Raw genomic sequence first — 24,510 nt, 5'->3', positions numbered from 1 at the left:
AGGTGTGCACAGAACCCTGCATATTCGTATTCAGGGTCCGTGCGGCCATGGCGACTAAACCCAAACTCATGTTGTTTTCCCATGTGTGCAACACCCGCAGCATTACGGGTGCGGAGAAGCTGTTGCTTCATTTTATGAGGGAGATGGGTTCCATCTTTGATTGTGTACTCGTGGTTCCTCAGGAAGGAAAGCTTGCCGGACTTGCACGGAGATTCGATATCCAGGTCAAAGTATGCTTCCTGCCGATGCTTCACGGTGTGTACACACCTTACCGGGGGATTGCAACGGATGCAGAACAGCTTCGCCATAAACCAGCTTATCAGGACGTGGTCTCCCTCATCAGGGAGACTGCACCTGATCTGGTGTTAACGAATACCTGTGTCAATGTGATGCCTGCCGTAGCAGCGAAGTCTCTGCAAATTCCGGTGATCTGGAAGATTACCGAGATTATTGCGTTGAATGAACATACAAACGAAGCTGTACAGATGATTGAGCGTTACTCCGATTGGATCATAGGCATATCCGAAAGTGCAGTAGCACCATTCAGACAAGCCGGCATGAGTGCCAAATTAACCGTGATCTCCCCAACCTGGGACCCGGCCTTACCGGACCCGGAGCGATGGGTTCACTTGAGGGAACGTAAACGCAAAGAGCTTGGTTTTAAGCCATCACAGATCTGTATCGGTTACATCTCTTCCTTCATATATGATGCCAAAGGTCTGAAACCTTTTGTGGATATGGCTTTGCAATTGTGTGAAACCCATCCGCGCTGCCGTTTCTGGATTATTGGTACATCAGCGGACAAAAAGTACTATGACGAATGTGTATCACGGGTGAAAAAATCCGGTTATTATCGCAGATTTACCTTTACGCCGTTTGAAGAGAATGTATCTCTAGCCTATACGGCCATGGACATGGTGGTCATTCCGAGCATGGTCAAAGAAGGATTTGGCATGACCGCGCTGGAGGGGCTTTATTTCGCCAAACCGGTTATCGCTTTTGCCCAGGGCGGACTCAAGGAATTGTTGGAATCGGTAGGCAGCGGTGCATTTTTGGCCCCGGCCGGGGATTCCCAGGCACTTACTACTCTGGCAACAACTTTGCTGAATGATCCTGAACTGGCCTCCGACACCGGTTGGCGTAATCGGACAGAAGCGGAAAAGCTGTACGGTATTGAAACCTACAGGGCAAAGCTGCATACGATGGTGACACAGTGGTTGATGCGTTTTCCCGGATGGTTTCCGTACATTCAGCCACCGAATGGTCCAGTGTACGCATGGGGGGAGGGCCGTTTGCGAACCGTGCTGATTCTGGAACCGGCTTCGGTTCGGGCACGATTGTTCCCATTGACTGTGATTCAGGCGTTGCCACTCTCGCCCTTGCCTCCGCTTGCCATAGGTCAGCCTGTTCATGAAGATACAGAACCTCGCTCAAGCCATAGATCAGGACGAAGTCGTTACCCGCATTCAACCCACCGCAGCAGGATCCGTGACCGAATGAAACGAGGAACGGGAACAGGCAGGAGGAAGCTGAAGGCAAGCAAAAAGAGGAAACAACGTGTGCGCGTGGTGCAACCGACTGTTCGCAAACGTGCGCCTGGCAAAGCCAAACGAAGCCGGGTTCGCCGGAGATTATCCAATAGACGATGAAGGCAGGGATTACGATGAAGATCATGACGGTGCTGGGTACGCGACCTGAAATTATACGGCTCAGCCTGATCATTTCCAAGCTGGACCAGTACGCGTCCAAACATATTCTGGTACACACGGGACAGAACTTCACGGAAAGTCTCAGCGGTCTTTTCTTCAAGGAAATGGGCTTGCGTGCGCCGGACTACGTCCTTCAGGATGAAGCGGCCTCGTTGGGTCGACAGTTATCCTCGATGTTTACGCAAATGGAAGATTTATTAAATCAGGAGAAACCGGACAAAGTGCTGCTGCTCGGCGATACGAACAGTGCATTATGTGCTGTTCTGGCTGAACGGATGGGCATACCCGTCATTCATATGGAAGCAGGCAATCGATGCTTTGACCTGGATGTGCCCGAAGAGAAAAATCGCAGGGTTATCGACGCCATTTCCACCATTAATATGCCGTATACCGAACAGAGTAAGAAACATCTGATTAGTGAAGGGGTACCTAGTCGCCGAATTGTGCTGACAGGGAACCCGATCTATGAAGTGATGCGTCACTACGACGCACAGGTAAGTTCCAGCAAAATACTGAAGAAATTGAAGCTGAAGTCCGGGCAATATTTTTTGGTTACGGCCCACCGGGCGGAGAATGTGGATCACCCTCCTCATTTGCTGGAGATTATGAAAGGTTTGAACCAGGTTGCTGAAGAACATGCCATGCGAGTCATATGCAGCATTCACCCTCGAACGGCTATTCGAATCGCCGAGCATCTGCAACTGGAGATGCACCCGCTGGTGGAATTTCACGAACCATTCGGTTTTTTCGACTTCGTGATGCTGGAGCGACATGCTCGCTGTGCACTTACGGATAGTGGTACCGTACAGGAGGAGTGCTGCATCATGGGTGTGCCAACGGTAACCATGCGTCGCACGACAGAAAGACCGGAGACGGTGGATTGCGGCAGCAATGTGGTCTCAGGTCTGGATGCGGAGCGTATTGCGGGTTGTGTGAAAGTAATGACCGAAATGTCAAACGACTGGGATTGTCCACAAGGCTACAAAGCAACCGATGTATCCAGTAAAGTGGTCAAATTTCTGCTTGGAGGGAAATTGCATGTTTGAAAATAAGCGTATACTCGTGACTGGCGGTACGGGATCATGGGGTTATGAACTTGTGGCTCAACTGCTGCCCCAGCAGCCCAAGGAGATTATCGTTTACTCCCGGAATGAGTCCAGCCAAGTGGCGATGAGTCGTGAATTCGAAGACCCGCGTCTTCATTTTCGTATTGGTGATATTCGAGACAAGGATGCTTTAACCGTTGCATGTCAACATGTGGATTATGTATTTCATCTCGCAGCACTCAAGCATGTACCGGTGTGTGAAGACCAACCTTATGAAGCACTCAAAACCAATGTGATCGGCACACAAAATGTTATCGAAGCTGCGATTGAAAATAATGTGGAAAAAGTCATTTACATCTCGACCGACAAGGCCGCTAATCCATCCAATTTCTACGGCATGACAAAGGCGATCGGTGAGAAGTTGATCGTATATGCCAATCTGCTTCACAGCAATACGCGGTTTGTCACCGTACGTGGTGGCAATGTACTTGGAACGAACGGCAGTGTCGTGCACTTATTCAAAAATCAGATTCGATCCAAAGGTCAAGTTTCCATCACGGATATGAAAATGACTCGATTTTTTCTCACGCTGAAAGATGCGATCACTTTGCTGTTCAAAGCTTCGGTGGAAAGTGTCGGTGGTGAGATTTTTGTCATGACGATGCCAACGTGCAAAATCGTAGATCTGGCAGAAGTTCTGATTGAGGATTCAGGTGTGGAGAATGTCTCCATTGTGGAGCGTGGTACTCGGCCAGGTGAGAAGATTCACGAGATTCTGATGAGTGAATTCGAGAGCATGACCACAGTGGTATACGATGAGCAATACTTGGTGATCTTGCCTACACTCGGCATACCGGGGTTGAAAGAGCATTATACGAACTGTCCTCCGGTATCCTTCAGCAGCTTCAGTTCCGAGCATCAGCTAATGACCAAACAGGAGATTCGTGACATTCTGCAACGCGGAGGGTTCCTGTCATGAAGTTGTTGATACTTGGGGGGAACGGAATGGCCGGCCATATTATGGTCGACTATTTCCGCCGTCAAGGCGTCCACAGCGTCTTCTATACGACCCGAGATGTATCGGACCCTAATGGTCTTCTGTTGGATGTAAATGACTGCTTTATGGTCGACCGTCTGGTGGAGGTGGTGCACCCGGATGTCATCGTTAACGCGGTGGGTGTTTTGAACAGTTTTGCAGATGAAGACAAAATTACCGCTTATCATATTAATGGATTTCTGCCGCATCGTTTGCGGCGGATCGCTGACACGATCGGTGCACGTCTGATCCACATCAGTACAGATTGTGTGTTTAGTGGGGACCGGGGGGCGTACCGGGAGGATGATGTTACCGATGGAACATCTGCCTATGCAATCACGAAAGCACTGGGTGAAGTTCAGGATGCGGGTCATCTGACGATACGTACGTCCATTATAGGACCTGAAATTCGGAAAGGCGGCATTGGTCTGATGCATTGGTTCATGTCCTGCACAGGTGAGGTTGGCGGATATACACGCGTCTTCTGGAATGGGGTGACCACCCTTGAACTGGCCAAATGGGTAGATCATTATCTGGCATCTCCGGTCAGTGGTCTAATCCATCTGGCTCATCCGGTGCCTGTCAGCAAGCATGACCTGCTTGTGCTGTTCAAGCAGATATGGGATAAACAGGATGTTGTTATCTTACCCGATGATAGCGTTGTGCAGGACCGCACGTTAGTTTCCACACGTGAGGATGTGAAGACAGACCTTCCGGATTATTCTACGATGCTGAAGGAGCTGGCATTATGGATGGAGCAGAGCTAACTGGCAAAAAGGTACTGATTACGGGTGCTTCTGGCTTTACTGGACGGCATGCGGTTGCTTATTTCAAGTCAGCCGGTACGGCGGTCGCAGCAGTGGTCAGGCGGGCAGGTATACATTCGTTTGGCGATGGTGTGGCTGTACATGTCTGTGATCTTAACGATAAGCAGCAAGTCCGTCTTCTGATTGAAGAGGTGAAGCCGGATTATGTGCTGCATCTTGCAGGTAAAAATTCCGTGCCCGATTCGTGGTCCAATCCGCTGCTGGTGCTAGAGACTAATGTGATGGCTGTTCTCTATTTGCTGGATGCACTAAGAAGCTGTCCGGCGGCACGGACCGTTATTGTGGGCTCCCGATTAAAGTATACTCCTGAACCCGGTCGGCCACCGCAGCCTCCGCACCCGTATAGTCTCAGCAAAGCATTAGAGGAAATGGTATCTCTATCATGGATGTCTCTTTTTGGACAGCAGATTATGCTGGCCGAGCCGGGAAATCTGATCGGGGCAGGCCCTTCAACGGGCATATGTTCGCTGCTGGCACGTCATATTGTTGCCTGTGAACAGGAAGGTAAGACGGAGGCCTTTCGTCTATCCGGCCGGGATAATACCCGTGATTTTCTAGATGTGCGGGACGCAGTCCGGGCCTATGCAACCTTGCTTGTTCAAGGCACAACGGGCAACGTATATCCGGTTGTATCGGGCACCGAGCGCAGCCTCGGAGAGATTGCGGATACGCTGCTAACCATGACCGAAGCGGAGGTGCCGGTACGCTGGGACGGAGCTTCTTCCGGGCCGGACGGGGCGGGAGATCAGGAGGAGTTCTCGGCACTGCGCAAGTTGGGCTGGCAGCCGCTGATTCCATTTACCCAATCTCTTCAGGACATTCTGAGCGATGTTCGTACTCAGCAGGGGAGGGCGACTACATGAATCCGAGCGTGTCCATTGTCATTCCGTTTTACAATGATCCTTATGTACCTCAAGCGATCCAGAGTGCACTGAACCAGACATATACCGATGTGGAGATCATTATCGTCAACGATGGCTCTACCCGGAATGAAGAACTGCTTCAGCCGTATCTTCCCTACATGTATGTTCTTGGCAAAAGCAACGGCGGTACAGCTTCGGCTCTGAATCACGGCATTCGTCATGCTTCCGGGGACTATATCGCCTGGCTGAGTTCAGATGACCTCTTATATCCAGATAAGATTCGTCATCAGGTTGAATTTATGCAACGAGAGAATGCGCTCATCTCACATACCAACTTTAATTACATTAATGAGCACTCTACAGTGACCAAGCTGAACGGTGGAGCTCAAGCGATGGCCGAACCGGATTGGCTGCGCCTCTTCGTAAACGGCAATCCGGTGAATGGCTGTACCGTGATGATCCGCAGGGATCTGTTTAGTGGGGTGGGTCTGTTCGATGAACTATTGCCTTATACGCATGATTTGGATCTATGGATGCGTATTCTGCTGAACGGCCATCGTTTTCCATATCTGAATGAATCGCTTACGGCATATCGTCGGCACGGGGGAATGGGGACGGTACGTCACGCGGATGCCATCGGCCGAGAGGCCTCTATGGTATGGTCCAGATATCGGGAGCCTTTGTTGCAGCGCATTGCTGCCATGGGAGGATAAAGAACTTTGGTGGGGGTTATGGAGGCCGTGAGCTGGCCGAATAACGCCCTCTTTATTTATATGCATTTCGATCTATATCTTAATGATGGAAAGCCGCTCTTTGGATTGATGCAAAATGCTCCATGTGCGTAATTTATACGTCGCTATGCAACAGATGCCTGATACCTAACGGACCTATCTACATATAATAGGGAGAATGGTATTATTCACGCGGGGAAAGGGGAGGACCGAATGGAGCCGAAAGTATCAATTGTCATTCCTTTTTATAATTGCGCGTACATCGAGCAGGCTGTTCACAGCGCCATTCACCAGACGTATCCGCATATTGAGGTCATTGTGGTGGATGACGGCTCTACGAAGCATGTGGAGCGGCTGCAACCATTCATGGATCGCATTCGCTATATTCGAAAAAAGAATGGTGGAACAGCAACCGCGTTAAACGAGGGAATTAAGCAGGCGACAGGTGATTACTTTGTCTGGCTCAGCTCCGATGATGTAATGTTGCTGGACCGGGTAGAGAAACAATTGAAGTTCATGCTTGACGTTAAGGCTTCGTTCTGTCACGGGGCTTATCATTATGTTGATGCGAACAGCGTATGGATGGACACGGTGAGACCAGAAGTAGGGAGTCGTCTGGAGATGCTTCAGGTACTGACCGAAGGTTGCCCAATCAACGGTTGCACTGTAATGCTTGAGATGGATGCATTTCGAAAGTTCGGCGTATTTGACACCGATTTTCGCTACACGCATGACTATGAGATGTGGCTGAGACTGTTTCCGCTCTATGAGCTGTTCTATTACAATGAGCCACTGATGTGTTATCGGGTTCATGAATCGATGGGAACCAAGAAGCACTTCGAGGCATTAAAAGCCGAGATGGAACTTGTTCAAGCGAAGCATCGGCCCGTTTTACTTAATCTGCTGCAGGTTGGCGGTTACTGGAAGTAGAGGCTAGAAGTCTTGGAATCACGAATGCTAGATACATGAACCGCACCGCAATAAAGAGGGTATTCGGTTGCCGTATAGTGATTGCGGCACGAACGAATATCCTCTTATTTGTTCCTGTTTGTAAAGTACTTGATTCTAATTTTTCTCGGATGTGAGAATGTGCATGGTTGCCGGATCAGGGAAAACGTACCCTTTGGGCAGCTTCCTCATTAATTCGTTCATTACAGCGTAATCTACTTCAATATGTGTCGTCGACACAGGGGTGGAGAACCAACGATTATACAAATCACTGGGGACGAGCAATGTCATATCCTCTGACCTCCCAACTGAATGGCTTCCTGGTAGACATGCAGCGTGCGCAATCCCATCTCGTCCAGTGATCGATGTTGTTCAGCCCATGCTTTAGCTGTTGCTCCTACCTTAGCACGGGTGGCACCATCCTGCAGAAGGGCATTTAACAGTGCGCTAAGAGCTTCGACATCCTGTGGTGGCACGACCCAACCAGTATGTTCAGGCTGCACCATCTCAGGCATACCTGCCGTACCGCTTACAATGACAGGCAATCCGGCGAGCTGAGCCTCTGTAACCGAGAAAGGCTGCGTATCCTGCAAGCTGGGCTGTACATAAATGTCAGCATGGCGTAAGAATGAAGGGATGTTGTCTAGTTTACCCCAGAAAACGATGTCAGCACCTACTCCAAGATCATTGGCTAGGGAGCGCAAATCCTCCATCAGATTGCCTTCCCCAGCAATCCAGCAGATCCAATCCGAGCGATTCTTCTTCAGGCTGGAGAGCGCTTTAACCAGAATATGAACCCCTTTGATGTGCTCCAGTCTGCCCGTAAATGCGATCACTTTTTTGCCCGCTGGCTTCCTCTGACGGAACTTGACTGCTGCTTGGGCACGGTAGGCTGGAATATCCACAGCATAAGGAATAATTCGAAATTTGGACTCGGGAACATGGAGATCCGTAAGGGTGCTCTTAATCCAATGGCTGGAGACCAGAATAAGCTGGGATTGCTCAGCGCTTCGCTCTTCCAGTGACAGGAAGTAACGTCCTCGTGTGGATTGCAAATATTCGGGAAGCGTGAGCTTCGCGTTAGAGTTTTGAGCATCGTAAAAGGCTTCGCGCGCAAGCGCTCCGTGATAACTCGTTACCATGGGTGTATTGCGGTTTAATATACGTCTCATCGCGACCGCTGCTACCGGGTCCTGCGCATGGATGACATCGTAATGATCAACGCCGAGATAGGCGGCTCCCATTTCAAAGGCATACCTGTTCAATTCATAATAAGCCACGAGAGAATCGGCAGTGAATTCAGGCAAATCTGTCGGATTAAGTTTGGCTTGAAGCATGGGCCATACTTTATCTTTGGAGAAGGAACGATTGAGATTGCGAATGTATACTTCATTTTTGGCTCCGTTGGTGCCCATAATATCCACCTCTACGCCAAGAGCCATCAGCCTGTCAGCTAGCTGTTTCACATATGTCCATATTCCACCCATCTGTGTAAGCTCCCAATAGGTCACGAGCAGAACTCTCATAGGTACCTCCTTGTCACGGCCTGCACAGGCCGATCTTCTATCCTGTTAGTCTATGAAAAAGAGCAGACGAAAGGGTGGGCATTTCCGTGGAATTGATTAAAATGGGTGATTGCAAATAGCAATGGACGAGAGCAGGCATACCATATCTAGAGAAAGGTTCAACTCTGCTCTACAGGAGGGATATACCGTGGCCGCATATGTGCTGGAGATTCACGAAAACTTGCTGCAAACCGTTGTTCCGGTGAGATATATGGACATTGAATTGTCATTTGTGGGGAATGACGATGTGGATATCTTTGTCGGAGGAATCAGTCACACCCATGGAGAGTTGTATCGCTATCTTTGTCGGATTGGGGCGGATACGGGAAATCACATTATTCATAATCTTGCGGTCTCATCCGACCCATCCGAACTACGCATCATTAGCAACAGTTCTACACCAAGTCATCTGGTTATTCGCATGTACTGCAGAAGTGACCAAGGCCAGACCCTGGGTATACTTTCGGAGCATCAGATGATCAAATTGGCAGATTAGCAAAGATCACCATAATGAGCATCGATTAACCAAATGGGTGGAGCAGGAGAAGACCTGGTCCATTTTTTGGCATACATACGTGATCCGTTATCCAATAAAAAATAGCTTGACAGCAAAGGTATTTTCATTAGAATTAACCTATGCTCAAACAAGAGTTTAAAACGACGGTTTAAAACAAAAGTTTGAAACGTCGTGAATATAAGGCCAATGGAGAGGCACATACAAAGATAATGCCTCCAGGCCGGAAAAGAGAGTGGAGAGATTGAAACAACAAACAGCAGTACCCCAGGACCCGGCGGAATTCTCGATTAAAACGATTATTCTGCCGCTACTGGCTATTATCGTCGGGATGATTATGGTCATCTTGGACAGCACGGTGGTTAACGTGGCGATTCCGAATCTGGTTCAATATTTTGAGACCGATCTGAAGACCATTCAATGGACGGTTACAGGTTACACGTTGGCCTTGTCAGCCGTCATTCCGCTGGCGGGATGGTTGACCGACCGATTCGGTGCCAAAAGAGTATTTCTGTTCACGATTGCGATGTTTACTCTGGGTTCGGTCTTATGTTCGATCGCGCAATCGCCTGAACAATTAATTATTTACCGTATCATTCAGGGACTTGGCGGAGGCATGGTTGCTCCGATTGGTATGGCGATGGTATTCCGCCTGGCTCCTCCTGAAAGAAGAGGTTCTATCATGGGTATGCTCGGGATTCCGATGCTGTTGGCTCCTGCACTGGGTCCGGTATTATCGGGCTGGTTCATTGAATCATTCAGCTGGCACTGGATCTTCCTGATCAATCTGCCGATTGGTATTGCCGCTTTTATTCTATGTATCAAATTCCTGCCGGATACGGATCGTGGACGCACGCCTGCGCTTGATCTGCTCGGTATGATTCTGGCACCAATCGCATTCTCGATGCTCGCATACGGTGTAAGTGAAGGCGGAACAAGCTGGACGTCTGCAACAACACTGACAGGTGTGATTGTCGGAGGCGTGGCGCTGATCCTGTTCGTTATCGTGGAACTTCGTCACAAAAATCCGCTGTTGGAACTTCGGGTGTTCAAATCATCTGATTTCACACGGGGTATTATTCTGGCATGGGTATCACAAGTCGCTTTGTTTGGGGCGATGATTTTGATCCCACTTTATCTGCAACAAATCAAAGGCTACACTGCATTGGAAACAGGACTCATTCTGCTCCCGCAGGCGCTGGCTTCGGGTGTGGGTATGCCACTTGGTGGACGTTTGTTTGATAAAATTGGTGCAAGACCACTTGCTTTCGTGGGTCTGGGTATCATCTCGGGTGCACTGTTCATTCTGTCTTCGATTACGGCGGAAACGGGCCTTGGTCTGATCATTCTTAGCCTTGTCATGATGGGATTGGGTATGGGCTTCTCCATGATGCCACTCAATACGCATGTACTGAATGCTGCTCCACGTAAGCTGGTAGGTCGGGTTACCCCGCTTACTGCTGCTGCACAACAAGTGGTTGTGTCCTTTGCAGTTGCTGGCCTGACTGGATTCCTGACCTCCCATATTGCAAGCAATACAGCTGGAGCTACTGACGCTACAGGTATGGTGAATGGATTAGTGGCTGGTTTTAACGACACCTTCTTCCTGGCCGCGTGTATTGCCTTGTTTGGATGCCTGCTCAGTCTGATTCTGCGCAAACCAAAACGGATGGAGGAAGATACCCTTCAAACAGGGGATCAACCTGATCCTGCAATGATGATGGGACACTAATTTTTATAAGCCGATCTTAAGAAAATAAATTAAGGCAGTTCAGAGCATCCTTCTGAACTGCCTTTTTTGTTTTGTTTAAAAGAAAATGCTCAAGGCTGTCATCATTTCTCGAAATGAAGTGGCGTAACGATCAGGGGAGAAGGAGATGGCCATATGCTGTCTGCCCTGAATACGTATATACTCCCGCAGCTTTTTGTTGCGCATAAGGTCTGCAGCTTCGGATACAGCCGTATTCACGTTGCCAATCGGATAGAATTTACCCGTTCGGTTATGTGTAATAAAGGACCTTACGCCATCCGAATCGGTACTGAGTACCGGACAGCCGCAGCTGATGGCTTCAGCAACGGCGTATCCAAAGCCTTCAAGCAGCGATGTGGATAGCATGATACCCCCGGAAGCTGCAACCATGGAGTAGAATGTAGGCATCTGGGAATGGGGCACGTTGATAAAGATGCCAATCCGATCTTCAAGCCCGTACTCCGCAAGCATGTGTCGGAACATGACCTCGTCCTCGGGATTAGCCAAGGTCGGATCGTGGAACAACCATAGTCTGGCTTTTGGAATTTTTTTAATGATTTCACTGGATATCATCAAATATTCCCGCCAGTTTTTGTTGTGTTCGAGCCTTCCTACCCATGCAATTACTGGATAGGGAGGGGTATCCACCGAAATTGGGGCAAAGGTATTGGTATCCAGCATATTGGGAATGACAAACCGGTGAAGCCATGGGCACATATGGATGAACAGCTCCAGTAAATGATCGGTTGGAGGAATGAGCGCAGCATTACAGTGGGCTTGCAGATAAGGTACTCCCATCTGAATGGTTTCCATAGCTTGCTCACGTGTCCCAAGTCCCTGTGCTTCATAGATAATGCGTCCTTTATACCCGAGGGCTCTTAATCTGCCCGGCATGGCAATATCGGAGGTAACAATAATGGCATCATAACGATGATGATGAATCAAACTGTGAATTTCCTCATCACTGGAAGCGGTGAAGACCGGCGTGCTGGTATTGTTCTGCATTCCCGAGCCAGGGTACAGATACAATGCATGCGCTTCGATGCCATGGCGTTGCAGAACGGCTGTGCGCAATCGATTTAAAGTATCCACACCGCCGCTTGGAACAAAAAATGTGAATAGTACTTTCACACGGTTCACCCTCTGACTTTTGTGCAGGTGCTCATGCTCCTGTACTTTAAGGTACGTTGCCCCAGAGTGCAGGGTGTGGGTGAATGAAGTGTTGTTCACATTTTAGACACATATTTTTAAGCTCTCTTTTAAGTGACTTTAAGCTGCATTTAGGATACAACACGTAAGATACAAGGAACTTCCCGTGTTGACCATCAGAAGAAAGCGATGATGGCACACGGGTATTTTAACGGGAAAGGATGAATGATGTGCTCGAAGTGAAACAGGTAAGCAAAGTATTTGATGGACGGCGCGGCGTGCATCAACTGGATTTCACAATGGAGCGCGGTGAGATTGTTGGATTTTTGGGACCGAATGGTGCCGGGAAAACCACCACGATGCGAATGATTACAGGCTATTTACATCCAACGGCAGGCTCCATTGCAGTGGATGGCATCTCAGTGCACGATCAGGGCAGGAGCGTCCGTTCCAAGATCGGTTATCTGCCGGAGACACCGCCGCTTTATCCAGATATGACGGTACAGTCGTATCTGAAGTTCGTCGCTAATCTGAGGGATGTCCCGACACGTGAAGTGAAATTGCGAATCAGTGAAATGGTGAGCAGGCTGGGTCTTCAAGGTCGTGAGAAGCAATTGGTTCGCGGGCTGTCCAAAGGGTACAAGCAGCGTCTGGGTCTGGCTGGAGCCATTATTCATAAACCGGATCTGCTCGTGCTGGATGAGCCAACTTCAGGTCTTGATCCAAATCAGATTATGGAGATACGAGATCTGATCCGTGAACTGGGTGAGAATCATACAGTGCTGCTCAGTACACATATTTTGCCGGAAGTGAGCGCGCTGTGTAATCGCATGTTGATTATTAATCAGGGACAGCTCGTATTGGACGGTTCACCGCAGCATTTTGGCTCAGCGATGGGGGATCAGTTCAAGGTGTCCATTGAAGTGAAGGCAACAGAGCAGCAATTACATAATGTGCTGACACCATGGGAGAAGGTACGAAGTGAAGTCATTCAAGCAGCAGATGGACAGACATCCACTGGTTCTACTGATACGGTCAAAATGCTGCTTACCGGTGAATCTTCCGAGGATTACCGAGAAGAACTGTTCTACCTTTTGTCTGGTGCAGGCTTGCCGATCCTGGAGATGAAGAAAGAAAATCTCAGTCTGGAACAGATTTTCCTGAAGCTGACCACAACGGAAACGGAATCCGAAGTGGAACTGGCAACACAAGAGACTGAAACTGATAAAGTGCAGCTCGCCAATGAGGTGACGGATGAAGAGGCCAATTTGAGCACGACGTCAGATCTGAAGCAATCGACTGGGTCCGAGAGCGCTTCATCTGATTCCCACACAGGGGAGGGTTCCAAATGAGACGAATGATGGCGGTTTGCAATAAAGAACTGCAGGCATACTTCCTGTCACCGACGTCGTATTTCGCTTTTGCCGTATATGTACTGATGACAAGTTTGCTGTTCTATTCCAGCTTTGTGTATTACCAGCCAAGCATTGTGGATTATCGCCTGGTGCTCGGAGACACGTTATCCATGCTGCTGTTTGTGGTGCCGTTGCTGACGATGCGACTGGTGGCAGAGGAATTCCGGCAGGGAACGGACGAACTGTTATTGACTTCACCTGCACGGGTGACCGAGATTATTTTCGGTAAATATTTGGCGTCACTCGCCATTCTTGTTGTACTTATCCTGTGCAGTCTCGTTTATCCGTTTATTATGTCCTTCTTTGGTGAATTAGATCTGACATCCGTATGGTTGTCTGCACTGGGTCTCTTTTTCCTGGGCGGAAGCATGATGGCGATTGGACTGTTTGCTTCCACGTTATCTCAGCACCAGATGGTATCTGCGGTAGCCGGTTTTATTATTTTGCTCGTATTGTGGATGCTTGATTCATTTGCAGGCAATTCCGGATCTACGTTACAGCAATGGCTGGATCCATTTGCGCTGACGAACCGGTTTGACAGCTTCACGAAGGGTGTACTTAGTGGCCCAGATATATTGTATTACGTGACGCTCTCAGGTGTGTTTCTGCTATTAAGCATTCAAATTGTGGAACGGAAGCGGTGGAGGTGAGAAGATGAAAAAATGGTTGAGTCATACCAACAGTACCGTGCTGTCTGTAGCGGTGATTGGCATCTTTATTTTGCTGACCCTGTTTCTGAATTCGCTTGGCGGCTTCCAACTGGATCTGACCTCGAATAAACAATATACCTTGTCAGACCAGTCTCTTACCGCGATCAAAAATGTAAAAGAAGACGTCAACATTCTGGTATTAACCGTCGAAAATGCGAATAATACGGTCTTGAACCGCGAAGTATCGGATATGGTTCAAGAATATACGAAACGCAACAGCAAACTGACGATGAAGCAATACAATCTGACGCAGGAGCCTACACTGGCCTCCAAATATGGCATCACAGGCAGCTCCATTGTATTAGAGCAGGGCGATCAGCATAAAGTCATTGATATTGCCAGTCTATTCACGGCTGTCGGGGATGGAAGCGATGGATCGTACCAGTTCACAGGTGAGGAAAAGCTGACACAAGCTCTAATGAATCTGTCTTCCACGGAGATGCACAAGATGGTTTTCCTGACAGGACATGAAGAGCTCGGCCTGGATCAACTGACTACACTGCGCTCATCTCTGGAACAGAATAATATCACGACTGAAGAACTTCAGCTGAATCAGGCAGGTCAGGTTCCGGAAGATGCGGATGTACTCGCGATTATTGGACCACAGCGGGATATTAGTGATACAGAATTGAAGGCTATTCGGACTTATCTAAGTAACGGAGGAAAATTGCTGTTATCCCTCGGTTTTCATGAAGACATGAAGTTGACTTGGAAAAATATCGATGCACTCATGACGGATTATGGCGTGGTTGATGAGCATGCAGTCATGGTGGATAATCAGCAAGCCAGCACAATGGGCCCACTGTGGGTTGTGCCGGAGTATGGCACACATGCCATCATGGATAAACTATCAGAAAGCAAACTTTACCCGATGTTATCTTTGTCCATTGCTTTGACGAGCAAAGAGCAGGATAAATACACCTTGTCGCCGCTCATTCATTCATCGGATGACAGTTATGGCGAGACGAACATTGCAGGTTTATTGCAAAACGAAACAACCAACGATCCGGATCAGGATGTACAAGGTCCTGTTGAGCTTGGATATGCGGCGGATACAACAGATGGCAAACCGAAGGCTGTAATTCTGGGTTCATCTATTTTCATGCAGGACTCGGAAATAGTGAACGGTGGGAACCGAGATTTTATTCTGAATACCGTCAATTATTTAAGTGAAAAAGAAGATGGATTAACGATCCGGCCTCGGGTGCAATCCGGTTATCAAACGGCGTACCTGGATGGTAAACAAGCCAGAACCATTTTCTTCGTGGCGATTGTCGCATTCCCGCTCATCTTTGTTATGATAGGTGTACTCTTATGGTGGAGGCGCAGACGCGTATGAAAAAATGGGTCCCAACGATTCTAGTCTTATTGGTCTTGATTATCGGGTGGGTCTATGCGGCCAGTCAGAATTATTTTCGTGAAGAGGAAGCGGAGAAGGTCAAGTTACTTGGTATTAAGTCTGCCGATATACAGTCCATCACGATTCATGATAACAATACAGACACATCAGGTGCTTCAAAACCCTCATCTTCACAATTGGAACTAAAAAATGGCGTGTGGAGTATGGTGGAACCCAAGGCATATCCTCTGAATGGGTATACGGTTAGCAGCTGGCTTGATGCCTTAAGTGGTGCAGATCAGGAACTGGTTGTGGAGGAAGAGCCGAAGGATCTCGCCAAATATGGATTGGGTTCAGATGCAACGTTGCTGGATATCCAACTGAAGGATAACCGTGAGATCAAACTGAGCATCGGTGGTCAGCTGCCAGCAGATGACGCTCGTTATGTGCGAGTAGACTCTGGACCTGTCGTAGCAGTACAAACGGAATCCATAAGTAATATAGAAAAATCACGGCAGGATCTGCTGGATACAACTCCGTTTAATCTGGATGAAACCAATGTCACTACGCTGGAATGGGAAGGCGAAGCAGCCACCTGGATGCTCAAATCTTCCTCCGAGGAAGGTGCAGCAGAGCAGACGTGGAAGCTTAATGGTGATGCGGTTGAAGCTACCGATGCTGTATCGCTGATTGGCAAAATTAAAAACCTGTCCACAGCTGACGATGTGCGCAAAGCTTCTGAACTGAAAGGCACCGTGCCACGCTTTACTTTATCTGTTGAGCAGACGGTTAATGGAGAAGCTGTTACGGATGTGTACCGTGGTCTTACTATTCCATCAGAACCGGATCAGATATGGGTAGTCACTCCGGACGGTCAGTGGGCCTATCTGATGGATGCGGCTAGTCTGAAGGAAGCAGAGCAATTTCCGAATTCGATCAAAAAATCAGAATCAGATGCAACATCTTCTTCGAGTGGAGAAGATGCTGATGCGAATTCCTCATCCACATCCAAGTAAGGGAATGGCTCCTTCAACATAATAATGAAGGTTCTCACTTGAACAGGAAATACGCGGTTATAAAGAGCGGTGCTGCACTTTGTGCAAGCATCGCTTTTTTATGTGGAACAGAACCCATTGAGCCCAGATAAAGGAGGCTAATGTTCCATATCCTTTCAGCATATCGCTCCGTACAGAAGAGCATCCTATCCTTGTGACCAAAACCAACATAATTGGAGGATGAGACATGCCAGCAGCCAAAAAGGCGACAGCAATCAGCTTATCTTTGTCTACTGCAATCTTCGTAATGGCCGGATTGACGGGTTGTGGAACAAGTACAAAAGATAACAATCTGCACACCCAAAGTGTTCGTCATGAAGTGAAAGGCATTAACCGTTATGGTGTTGAATCCAATGGGATGGATGGCATTCGTGCGAAAAGTTATCGGACGCATAACGTCACCGACCTGAAATCAAGTGACGAGCTGGCTAAACGCATTACGGAAATGAAAGAAGTGAAGTCAGCACATGTCATGTTGACCGATCGTAACGCGTATGTTGCAGTCCGTTTGACAGATGGTCACACTGGCAAATTGGAAAGCAAATCTTTGCGTAACCGGGCAAATGGCACTATGCGTACAGAAAGCATGGGTCAGGATATGGGCGGTTTGCGTGTAAATGGTGGTAATGGAACCATGTCTCCATACAGCACCAGTGGCATTGCTCCGGGACTAAACACCAATGCAGCTACGGATCGCAGCCACATGGGCAATGATCGCAGTATCTATGGCACAATGGGTACCGGATCTTATGGCATGATGCGTGGTCTAACTAACAGTGGCAATGGCAATGCACGTACAATGACCGAAGGTCACTACGGGATGAAGAGTGAAACATCGCGTATTGACAGCACGGATGACAACACATCCGAAGAGATTAAATCCAAAATCTCGGCGAAAATCAAACAATTTGCACCTAACGTCGAGAACGTATATGTATCGGCTAACCCGGAATTTGTTCAACATGTGGAGAGCTATGCCACAGATATCCGTAACGGCAAACCGGTTAGCGGCATGATTAACACGTTCCAATCGATGGTTGAACGTATTTTCCCAACGAATGCGATGAACACAAATCACCGTGACGGCGTGCTTGATGATGGCATCATGAATCGTAACAACAACGATGGCATGATGAACCGCATGAATCGGTAATTTAAGTTGAACAAGTATGCCTTTGCGCTGATGGTCAACATTAGTTGCAGGGGCATGTTTGTTTTTTAAGGGTTATTGAAAATAACGATTAAGAAGGATGATACATAGTATGCTCATATAATACTTAGTCCAAATTGACGATTTTGGATTACTACGTTTGTACCTACATAGCGATTATTCGTTCAAATTACAATTCACTGCCCATTTTTTTGATAAAACTGAACCAACGCCCTTGACCTTACATAAGATGAGTTGACTGTATCCCCTTAACCTTGTTACACCAACACAACCCAGGCAAGGAGGGGTGAACATTGAAGGGTATCGATCATAAAAGCAAATTTCTGTTGACCCACCGTGAACGCGAAGTATTCGAATTACTGGTTCAGGACAAAACGACGCGTGACATCGCAGGGCAGTTATTCATCAGCGAGAAAACGGTGCGCAACCATATTTCGAATGTGATGCAAAAACTCAATGTTAAGGGTCGTTCGCAAGCAGTTGTAGAGCTGATTAAGCTCGGAGAACTGAAGATCTGACGCGATACTGCACAGCTGATTGAAGCAGCATGAAAGTCTTTTTCTATTCTTCATCATGAAGAATGGGGAAAGACTTTTTTGTTTTAGGTTGGAAAGCAAAAACAAGCGAATTCCTAAAATGAAGGAATCGCTTGTTTTAAATAGTCATTCTCAGAAGTCTGAATTCAGAAGCTGCTGAGTGCAGTCCGCTATTCTGCTTAGCTCGGATTTAGGATAGCCTAGCCGCTTTGTCTTTTCGCAGCACCACCAGCAGGAACAATGAATTTTTCCTTTGGCAAAGATCCCTTCGAACTTGTAGGACCAACCGTACCGAATAGCGAGCTGTTTTTTTCGTTGAATAACACGCTTTCTGTGGTGCCTGTAGTAGGCTTGATTTCTTTGCTGAGATTTCATGGATCATCACGCTCCCTTGGGAAAAGGCTCAGCCCGCAGAAATTCCAAGGGTATAGATTGCTACGGGCAGAGCGTGATGGAAATCGTAATCGTATATGGCATAAGGGTTCACCTACATATGGTTATTGGAATGTTCCTCAATAAAGGATCTCCATTGTTTCTTTGAAAAAGGCTGATAGAAGAGCTGCTCCAATTCCCTGTATTGTGTTTCATCTAGGTGCAGATAGAGTGCTTTTTTCGCAATTTTGGCAGCAGGTTGGGAGGAAGATTTTGTACCGCCAGTTTTACGTTTGATTGGAATATGAAACTGCAGCAAGTCTGCGAGGCTATTCCAACCTTCCCAGCTCAGTCGCGCTCCGCGCTTCCAGTCGATGGCATAGAGGGCAAAGTATTTACGAGCTTCGGTCTGTTTTATGGCAATAATCCAGGTGGAAGGAATCATTTTTTGACGTTGTCGTTGATTCATCGAGTGTACTCCTTCCTTTGAAGTGAAAATGTCCACATTCACTTCAAGGTTTATCTCCAATATAAGCGGAATCCCATTCCTTAATCAAGAAGATACCTTTTTAAAAATTTCATCATACATACCGCGAATACATGGTTAAAATCCTCTTGATTTGCAACAACGTATTGATTAAAATGAAAATATAAAAATAATTTTCTTTATTTATAATGAATTAATAAAAATAATTTTCATAAAAGGAGAACTCATGGCAGCCATACTACATGCGTTGCAGCAAGAGCTGAATGAACTTCCGTCTCAGGAACGACGAATCGCAGAGGTGATTTTACAGTCCCCATCTGATATTCCTGGCTGGACCATTAACCATCTTGCACAGCAAAGCGGAACAAGTGCGGCTACGGTAACCCGCTTTTGCAAATCATTCCATTTCAAAGGTTTTCCTGATTTCAAAATGAAGCTGGCCGCAGAATTGTCGCATTCCACCAATGAAACAGCATATCAGGATATCGTGGCAGGTAATCCTTTATCCAAAATTGTGGAAGCCATCGAAGCCAATCATCTTGCATCCATTGCGGACACCACCCGTTTGCTGGATCTAGGAAGGCTGGAGCATGCAGTTCAGTTACTATGCCATGCCCGTCGTATTGATCTCTACGGTGTTGCAACCTCTTCCATTGTTACGCAGGATTTCTATCAGAAACTTGTACGGATCGGCAAAAGCTGTACTGCCTTCTCGGATTCACATATGCAAATTACGTCGGCTTCTTCACTGGGTGAGGGAGATGTGGCGATGGCGGTATCTTATTCGGGTGAAACGCCGGAGACAATTGATGCTTTGCATTGTGCCAAACAGGCGGGAGCCTCTACCATTTCACTGACATCCTATGGAAATAACAAACTTGCGGGGGTGTCTGATATTCCGCTCTTTACGTCTTCGTTGGAAGAAGGCATGAGACGGGGGGATATGGCTTCACGTATTGCACTGCTGCATGTCGTCGATATTCTATTCACGGGCATGGTTAGTGCCGACTTTGACCGTTTTATCCCCAAATTGGAACAATCGTATCACAATGTACAGTCTTATCGAGTTCAACATAACGGAGGTGCCTAAGAAGATGAATATACGTATTTTTGAAAATGAAGAAGATTTGAACGCAACGGGTGCAGGTGTTATTGCCAGTTTGCTACAGACAAAACCCCGGGCTGTACTGGGACTTGCGACTGGAAGTTCTCCTGTAGGTATCTATAAACAGCTTATTGCTATGTATCAGAAAGGTTTGGTCAGCTTTGCGCAGGCCTCTTCCTTCAATCTGGATGAATATGTCGGTCTTCCTGTAGAACATCGCGAAAGCTACCGAAGCTTTATGAATGAGCAACTGTTTTCGCATATTGATATCGATCTCGCCAGAACCCAGGTGCCGAATGGACAGGCTTCGGATTTAAATGAGGAGTGTGTTTCCTATGAACAACGGATTGATGATCGTGGACCAGTAGATCTGCAATTGTTGGGTATCGGACATAATGGCCACATTGGCTTCAATGAACCCGGAACCGAGCTTACAGGACGGACACATGTGGTGGATCTCAAAGAAGAGACAAGAAAAGCAAACGCCCGCTTTTTTAATCATATTGATGAAGTTCCAACTCAGGCCATTACGATGGGGGTAGGTACAATTCTGAAAGCCAAACAAATTCTGCTGATCGCCCGTGGTGAGGAGAAAGCCGAAATTATTCGTGAAGCCTTTATGGGGCCGATTACGACACAATGTCCCGCTTCGCTGCTGCAATGTCATCCTAATGTGGTCGTGTTACTGGACCGTGCGGCTGGGAGGCTGGTGAAATGAACGTAGAAGCTATGGAAAACCAGGAGCAAGAGAGTGAAAAAACCATTTCACTTCTTCGAGGTAAAATCGTACTGCCCGATGGTGTAATGGAGGATGGTGTACTGGTCTGGACGGATGGGAAGATCCTTTATGCTGGCGCACCCGAGGGATTATCTGAACAGATTCGCCGTGAAGCCGTATCTGTGCCTGTTTCCAAGCATGGCGTCATTGTGCCTGGATTTATAGATATCCACGTACATGGTGGCAATGGCGAAGACTTTATGGACGCGAGTAAGGATGTGATGGATAAAATCACTTCATTCCACAGCACACAGGGGACCACTGCCATGCTGGCAACGTCTATGACAGCGCCCAAAGATAGTCTGGACCGGGTATTGGCTGAAGTGGACAGCTACCGTTCCGGTGACATGCCTTATGCACAGCTGGAAGGTGTACATCTGGAGGGTCCTTTTTTCAGTCCGAAGTGGCCCGGCGCACAAAACCCGGATCATATTGTATTGCCTAATGTGTCCTGGCTGGACGCGTGGGAAAAACAATATCCCGGCCTGATTCGTCAAGTCACCCTGGCGCCGGAACGTGAGGGGGCGCTCGAAGTCATTTCATGGCTGCGCGAGCAGCGAATTACGGCAGCATTAGGACATACGGATGCGACCTATGAAGAAGTACAGCTTGCGGTCGAGGCCGGGCTGCACCATGCCGTGCATACATTCAATGCGATGACACCGCTCCATCACCGGAATCCCGGAGCTGCCGGCGCAGTGCTTAGTGATTCCCGCATCAGTGCAGAGATCATTGCAGACGGTATCCATGTGCATCCGGCGGCGATGTCTATTTTGGCTCAACTGAAAGAACAAGCAGATCAGCTTGTGTTAATCACAGACGCGATGTCTGCTGCCGGGCTGGATGATGGTGAATACAAAATTGGCGATCTGCCTGTGATTGTTACGGAAGGTGTGGCACGTTTGAAAGACGGAGGCGCACTGGCAGGAAGCACGCTCACGATGATTCGTGGTTTCCGCTATCTGGTACAGGAAGTAGGCTTGAGTCTGAATGCAGCTTCACGCGCAGCCAGCCTGACGCCGGCACGTCTGCTCGGCATTGATCACCGCACGGGTTCCTTTGCTAAAGGCAAACAGGCGGACGTCGTTTTGCTGAATGGTGATTTGAAAATTGAGGAAGTGTGGGTGAAGGGAAGACGAATCGGCGGTTAATTCTACATTTGTAGTGTTGTCGTGTGCCTCAACAGGCAATAGCTTGCGTAATGTGTTAAAATAGATCTCAAAAAAGCCGGGATCTGCGGATCACGCATTACGGAGGCGTGAAACATGGAACGTAACGCTATGCTCGAATTCGACCCGTTCATCACAGAGCTGGCGGAAAAGCTGCACGTACACGGATATTATGCCTTTTATGGCGAGCACTACAATGAGACCGATATGGAGCAGTACCGTAGACACCTGTTCACCTCATTCAGCAATATCGTATGGGTGGAGCTGGATGCACGCAAAAAGTATATGATTGTGGATCATCGTGGACGCAACACGGTCATGAAGTTAATCGACGGTATGCTGAACACCCGTAGAACGCTGCGGGCCAATCTGGCGATGGCTGGTACAGACACCTCCGAAGTCCAGCAGGAAATCACGCACATGATGCAGCTTGTGCATATGTTAAATTTCACAACCTTCCGCTCATAAGTGGAGGATACAGGATTAAAATCTAGAGGATGTCTCCGGAAGTTTGTATACTTCTTCTAGTCACAACGCTAACGAATCTGTCGCACCAATTATAAAAGGGGCGTGCCGTCATGAATATAGACGGCACACCCCTTTTATCTATCTATATATCTACCTACTATCCTTCATTTGTAAAGTAGGTTCAATCTTAAAATAAGTCATGGAAAAGCTGCAAAGTAGTGAAGGAGACGAAATCGATTCTGAAGAAGCGAAGCGTTCGCCTTTATCCCCGGATTTCACCTTTGTCAAAAGGAATCAAAGAAATCCGGGGATAACAGCGATCGAAAGAACGATTCGGCACCGGAACGTCAACCCAGCACGCTTTCCAATACTTATTTTTCACATGAACTATACTTTACAAACTTTTTAAAAACTGAACAATCGTCAACAACCCTTTATCAAAGTTCTCCAGGTTGAAATGCTCATTCGGTGCATGCAGGTTCTCATCTGGCAAACCGAAGCCCATCATAACAGCCGGAATACCAAGCACGCGTGAAAGTTTCTCCACGATCGGAATGGAGCCGCCATCTTTCGTAAACAGGGCACGAACGCCGTACACTTGCTCATAGGCATCAGCTGCTTTTTGCAGTACCGGATCGGAAGGATCAGTATTGAACGCAAAGGCTTTCTCGATCTGTTTCACATGCAGCGTTGCGCCAGGTTGAACGTGCGCGCGCAGATGTGCTTCGATACGGTCCAGCACCTGCTGTGGATCTTGATCCGCAACAAGGCGGCATGTAATTTTGGCATGAGCTTCCTTCGGAATAACGGTTTTGGTGCCTTCACCTTGGAATCCGCCCCATACGCCATTCAGTTCCAGCGTTGGACGTGCGCCAATACGCTCTACGAACGAGTAGCCTTCTTCCCCGTACAATTGCTCCAATCCGAGGTCTTGACGAAGCTGTTCTTCATTGAAGCCTTGCTTCACGAACTCTTCTCTCATCTCAGGAGAGAGCGGCAGAACGCCATCATAGAAACCATCTACGCTCACGCGACCTTGCTCATCATGCAGCGAAGCGAGCAGGGATACGAGTGCGTGCAGTGCGTTCGGTACACCGCCTCCAAATGAACCGGAGTGCAGGTCCGTGTTGGCTGTATTCAGATCCACTTCGAGCGAGCAAAGACCACGCAGACCCGTAGAGATCGCCGGTTTTCCTTTTTCGAGCAGGGACGTATCCGAGATTAGTACCATATCTGCACGCAGCTTGTCTGTATTGTCGTTCAGGTAGATCGGCAGGTTCGGGCTGGAGATTTCCTCTTCACCTTCGATGCAGAATTTCACATTAACAGGAAGTTCCTTGTTTTCGGCAAGCAGAGCTTCAACCGCCTTGATATGTATGAAGATTTGTCCTTTATCATCCGTAGCACCACGTGCAAACAGTTTGCCATCACGAACGGTAGGTTCGAATGGAGGTGTTTCCCACAGGTTAAGCGGATCGACAGGCTGAACATCATAGTGTCCATAGATCAGTGCGGTTGGTTTGCCGGGTGCATGCAGGTGATCTGCATATACAATCGGATGTCCCGCTGTTGGAATTACCTCTACATTTTCCATACCTGCACGAGTGAGTGCATCTGCAGCCCATTGTGCCGCACGGTTAATATCCTCTTTATGTGCCGAAATGGCTGAAATACTCGGAATGGACAACCATTCGTTCAATTCCGCCAGGTGTTTCTCTCTATTTTCTTGAAAATAAGTTTGTTCCTTCATTAAAAGGCCTCCTTCAT

Annotated in this window: 24 protein-coding genes; 19 read left to right on the top strand and 5 right to left on the bottom strand. The window is 47.9% G+C overall.

The genetic code is table 11. The features are described 5' to 3' along the window. Window positions 1–47: 47 nt before the first annotated feature. The 7 genes from AC4PM4_RS29280 to AC4PM4_RS29250 all read left to right on the top strand — a co-directional run bounded on the left by AC4PM4_RS29280 (window position 48) and on the right by AC4PM4_RS29250 (window position 7,142). Window positions 48–1,649, top strand: coding sequence for a glycosyltransferase family 4 protein (locus AC4PM4_RS29280; RefSeq protein ID WP_491615204.1), 1,602 nt, complete (start codon window positions 48–50; stop codon window positions 1,647–1,649). Between the two features lie 14 nt (window positions 1,650–1,663). Next, window positions 1,664–2,755, top strand: a complete 1,092-nt coding sequence (gene wecB, locus AC4PM4_RS29275; RefSeq protein ID WP_063566733.1) for a non-hydrolyzing UDP-N-acetylglucosamine 2-epimerase — start codon at window positions 1,664–1,666, stop codon at window positions 2,753–2,755. Beyond that, window positions 2,748–3,734 (top strand): polysaccharide biosynthesis protein, encoded by a 987-nt coding sequence (locus AC4PM4_RS29270; protein WP_072735442.1) that lies wholly within the window; start codon window positions 2,748–2,750, stop codon window positions 3,732–3,734. The genes wecB and AC4PM4_RS29270 overlap by 8 nt, the downstream gene beginning before the upstream one ends. Then, complete coding sequence (locus tag AC4PM4_RS29265; protein WP_072735441.1) at window positions 3,731–4,558, top strand: dTDP-4-dehydrorhamnose reductase family protein; 828 nt, start codon at window positions 3,731–3,733, stop codon at window positions 4,556–4,558. Before AC4PM4_RS29270 ends, AC4PM4_RS29265 begins: the two co-directional genes overlap by 4 nt. Then, entirely contained in the window at window positions 4,540–5,481 is a 942-nt protein-coding gene (locus AC4PM4_RS29260; RefSeq protein ID WP_090954629.1) for an NAD-dependent epimerase/dehydratase family protein, read from the top strand. Before AC4PM4_RS29265 ends, AC4PM4_RS29260 begins: the two co-directional genes overlap by 19 nt. Continuing rightward, window positions 5,478–6,194, top strand: coding sequence for a glycosyltransferase (locus AC4PM4_RS29255; protein WP_491615202.1), 717 nt, complete (start codon window positions 5,478–5,480; stop codon window positions 6,192–6,194). The genes AC4PM4_RS29260 and AC4PM4_RS29255 overlap by 4 nt, the downstream gene beginning before the upstream one ends. Window positions 6,195–6,425: 231 nt before the next feature. Beyond that, a complete protein-coding gene (locus AC4PM4_RS29250) occupies window positions 6,426–7,142 on the top strand; it encodes a glycosyltransferase (protein ID WP_064635779.1) in 717 nt (238 codons plus the stop codon). A gap of 135 nt (window positions 7,143–7,277) precedes the next feature. Here the strand turns inward: AC4PM4_RS29250 and AC4PM4_RS29245 are convergent, their stop codons facing one another. Next, window positions 7,278–7,451 (bottom strand): hypothetical protein, encoded by a 174-nt coding sequence (locus AC4PM4_RS29245; protein WP_170867946.1) that lies wholly within the window; start codon window positions 7,449–7,451, stop codon window positions 7,278–7,280. Beyond that, window positions 7,448–8,686 carry a glycosyltransferase family 4 protein gene (locus AC4PM4_RS29240; RefSeq protein ID WP_491615200.1) on the bottom strand — a complete coding sequence of 413 codons (1,239 nt, stop codon included), beginning with the start codon at window positions 8,684–8,686 and terminating at the stop codon, window positions 7,448–7,450. The genes AC4PM4_RS29245 and AC4PM4_RS29240 overlap by 4 nt, the downstream gene beginning before the upstream one ends. A 187-nt stretch (window positions 8,687–8,873) precedes the next feature. On the opposite strand from AC4PM4_RS29240, the gene AC4PM4_RS29235 reads away from it, so the two are divergent. Then, complete coding sequence (locus AC4PM4_RS29235; RefSeq protein ID WP_491615199.1) at window positions 8,874–9,221, top strand: hypothetical protein; 348 nt, start codon at window positions 8,874–8,876, stop codon at window positions 9,219–9,221. A gap of 262 nt (window positions 9,222–9,483) precedes the next feature. Further along, window positions 9,484–10,971 (top strand): DHA2 family efflux MFS transporter permease subunit, encoded by a 1,488-nt coding sequence (locus AC4PM4_RS29230; RefSeq protein WP_063566677.1) that lies wholly within the window; start codon window positions 9,484–9,486, stop codon window positions 10,969–10,971. A 75-nt stretch (window positions 10,972–11,046) separates the two neighbouring features. Here the strand turns inward: AC4PM4_RS29230 and AC4PM4_RS29225 are convergent, their stop codons facing one another. Next, window positions 11,047–12,219: a glycosyltransferase family 4 protein gene (locus AC4PM4_RS29225; protein WP_491615198.1), complete on the bottom strand. Its 1,173-nt coding sequence runs from the start codon at window positions 12,217–12,219 to the stop codon at window positions 11,047–11,049. 140 nt (window positions 12,220–12,359) lie between these two features. Between AC4PM4_RS29225 and AC4PM4_RS29220 the strand changes: the two genes are divergently transcribed. The 6 genes from AC4PM4_RS29220 to AC4PM4_RS29195 all read left to right on the top strand — a co-directional run bounded on the left by AC4PM4_RS29220 (window position 12,360) and on the right by AC4PM4_RS29195 (window position 18,346). After that, window positions 12,360–13,490, top strand: a complete 1,131-nt coding sequence (locus tag AC4PM4_RS29220; protein ID WP_179132248.1) for an ABC transporter ATP-binding protein — start codon at window positions 12,360–12,362, stop codon at window positions 13,488–13,490. Beyond that, window positions 13,487–14,203 (top strand): ABC transporter permease subunit, encoded by a 717-nt coding sequence (locus AC4PM4_RS29215; protein ID WP_063566679.1) that lies wholly within the window; start codon window positions 13,487–13,489, stop codon window positions 14,201–14,203. Before AC4PM4_RS29220 ends, AC4PM4_RS29215 begins: the two co-directional genes overlap by 4 nt. Before the next feature lie 4 nt (window positions 14,204–14,207). Continuing rightward, a complete protein-coding gene (locus AC4PM4_RS29210) occupies window positions 14,208–15,602 on the top strand; it encodes a GldG family protein (RefSeq protein WP_491615196.1) in 1,395 nt (464 codons plus the stop codon). Beyond that, the gene (locus AC4PM4_RS29205) at window positions 15,599–16,618 is read left to right on the top strand and encodes a DUF4340 domain-containing protein (protein WP_491615195.1); all 1,020 of its coding nucleotides are present in this window, start codon (window positions 15,599–15,601) and stop codon (window positions 16,616–16,618) included. Before AC4PM4_RS29210 ends, AC4PM4_RS29205 begins: the two co-directional genes overlap by 4 nt. Before the next feature lie 226 nt (window positions 16,619–16,844). Beyond that, on the top strand, window positions 16,845–17,810 hold the full coding sequence (locus tag AC4PM4_RS29200; protein WP_063566682.1) for a YhcN/YlaJ family sporulation lipoprotein: 966 nt from the start codon (window positions 16,845–16,847) through the stop codon (window positions 17,808–17,810). A 311-nt stretch (window positions 17,811–18,121) separates the two neighbouring features. Then, a complete protein-coding gene (locus AC4PM4_RS29195; RefSeq protein WP_017692532.1) occupies window positions 18,122–18,346 on the top strand; it encodes a helix-turn-helix domain-containing protein in 225 nt (74 codons plus the stop codon). Window positions 18,347–18,851: 505 nt separating this feature from the next. On the opposite strand, the gene AC4PM4_RS29190 is transcribed toward AC4PM4_RS29195, so the two are convergent. Further along, window positions 18,852–19,205 carry a hypothetical protein gene (locus tag AC4PM4_RS29190; RefSeq protein ID WP_079696622.1) on the bottom strand — a complete coding sequence of 118 codons (354 nt, stop codon included), beginning with the start codon at window positions 19,203–19,205 and terminating at the stop codon, window positions 18,852–18,854. A gap of 244 nt (window positions 19,206–19,449) precedes the next feature. Here AC4PM4_RS29190 and AC4PM4_RS29185 point away from each other — a divergent pair, with 244 nt between their 5' ends. The 4 genes from AC4PM4_RS29185 (at window position 19,450) to AC4PM4_RS29170 (ending at window position 22,743) form a co-directional block, all read left to right on the top strand. Continuing rightward, complete coding sequence (locus AC4PM4_RS29185; RefSeq protein ID WP_063566684.1) at window positions 19,450–20,313, top strand: MurR/RpiR family transcriptional regulator; 864 nt, start codon at window positions 19,450–19,452, stop codon at window positions 20,311–20,313. 4 nt (window positions 20,314–20,317) lie between these two features. Continuing rightward, window positions 20,318–21,046, top strand: coding sequence for a glucosamine-6-phosphate deaminase (gene nagB / locus AC4PM4_RS29180; protein WP_064635788.1), 729 nt, complete (start codon window positions 20,318–20,320; stop codon window positions 21,044–21,046). Then, window positions 21,043–22,257 carry an N-acetylglucosamine-6-phosphate deacetylase gene (gene nagA, locus AC4PM4_RS29175; protein WP_244552229.1) on the top strand — a complete coding sequence of 405 codons (1,215 nt, stop codon included), beginning with the start codon at window positions 21,043–21,045 and terminating at the stop codon, window positions 22,255–22,257. The genes nagB and nagA overlap by 4 nt, the downstream gene beginning before the upstream one ends. Before the next feature lie 114 nt (window positions 22,258–22,371). Next, a complete protein-coding gene (locus AC4PM4_RS29170) occupies window positions 22,372–22,743 on the top strand; it encodes a hypothetical protein (RefSeq protein WP_053783145.1) in 372 nt (123 codons plus the stop codon). A 394-nt stretch (window positions 22,744–23,137) separates the two neighbouring features. Here AC4PM4_RS29170 and AC4PM4_RS29165 read toward each other — a convergent pair whose 3' ends face one another. Continuing rightward, window positions 23,138–24,493, bottom strand: coding sequence for a dipeptidase (locus AC4PM4_RS29165; protein ID WP_063566686.1), 1,356 nt, complete (start codon window positions 24,491–24,493; stop codon window positions 23,138–23,140). Window positions 24,494–24,510 lie beyond the last annotated feature (17 nt).

It is taken from the genome of Paenibacillus sp. MDV22-iso6, from assembly GCF_058408365.1.
This window is presented reverse-complemented; position numbering and strand designations above follow the sequence as displayed.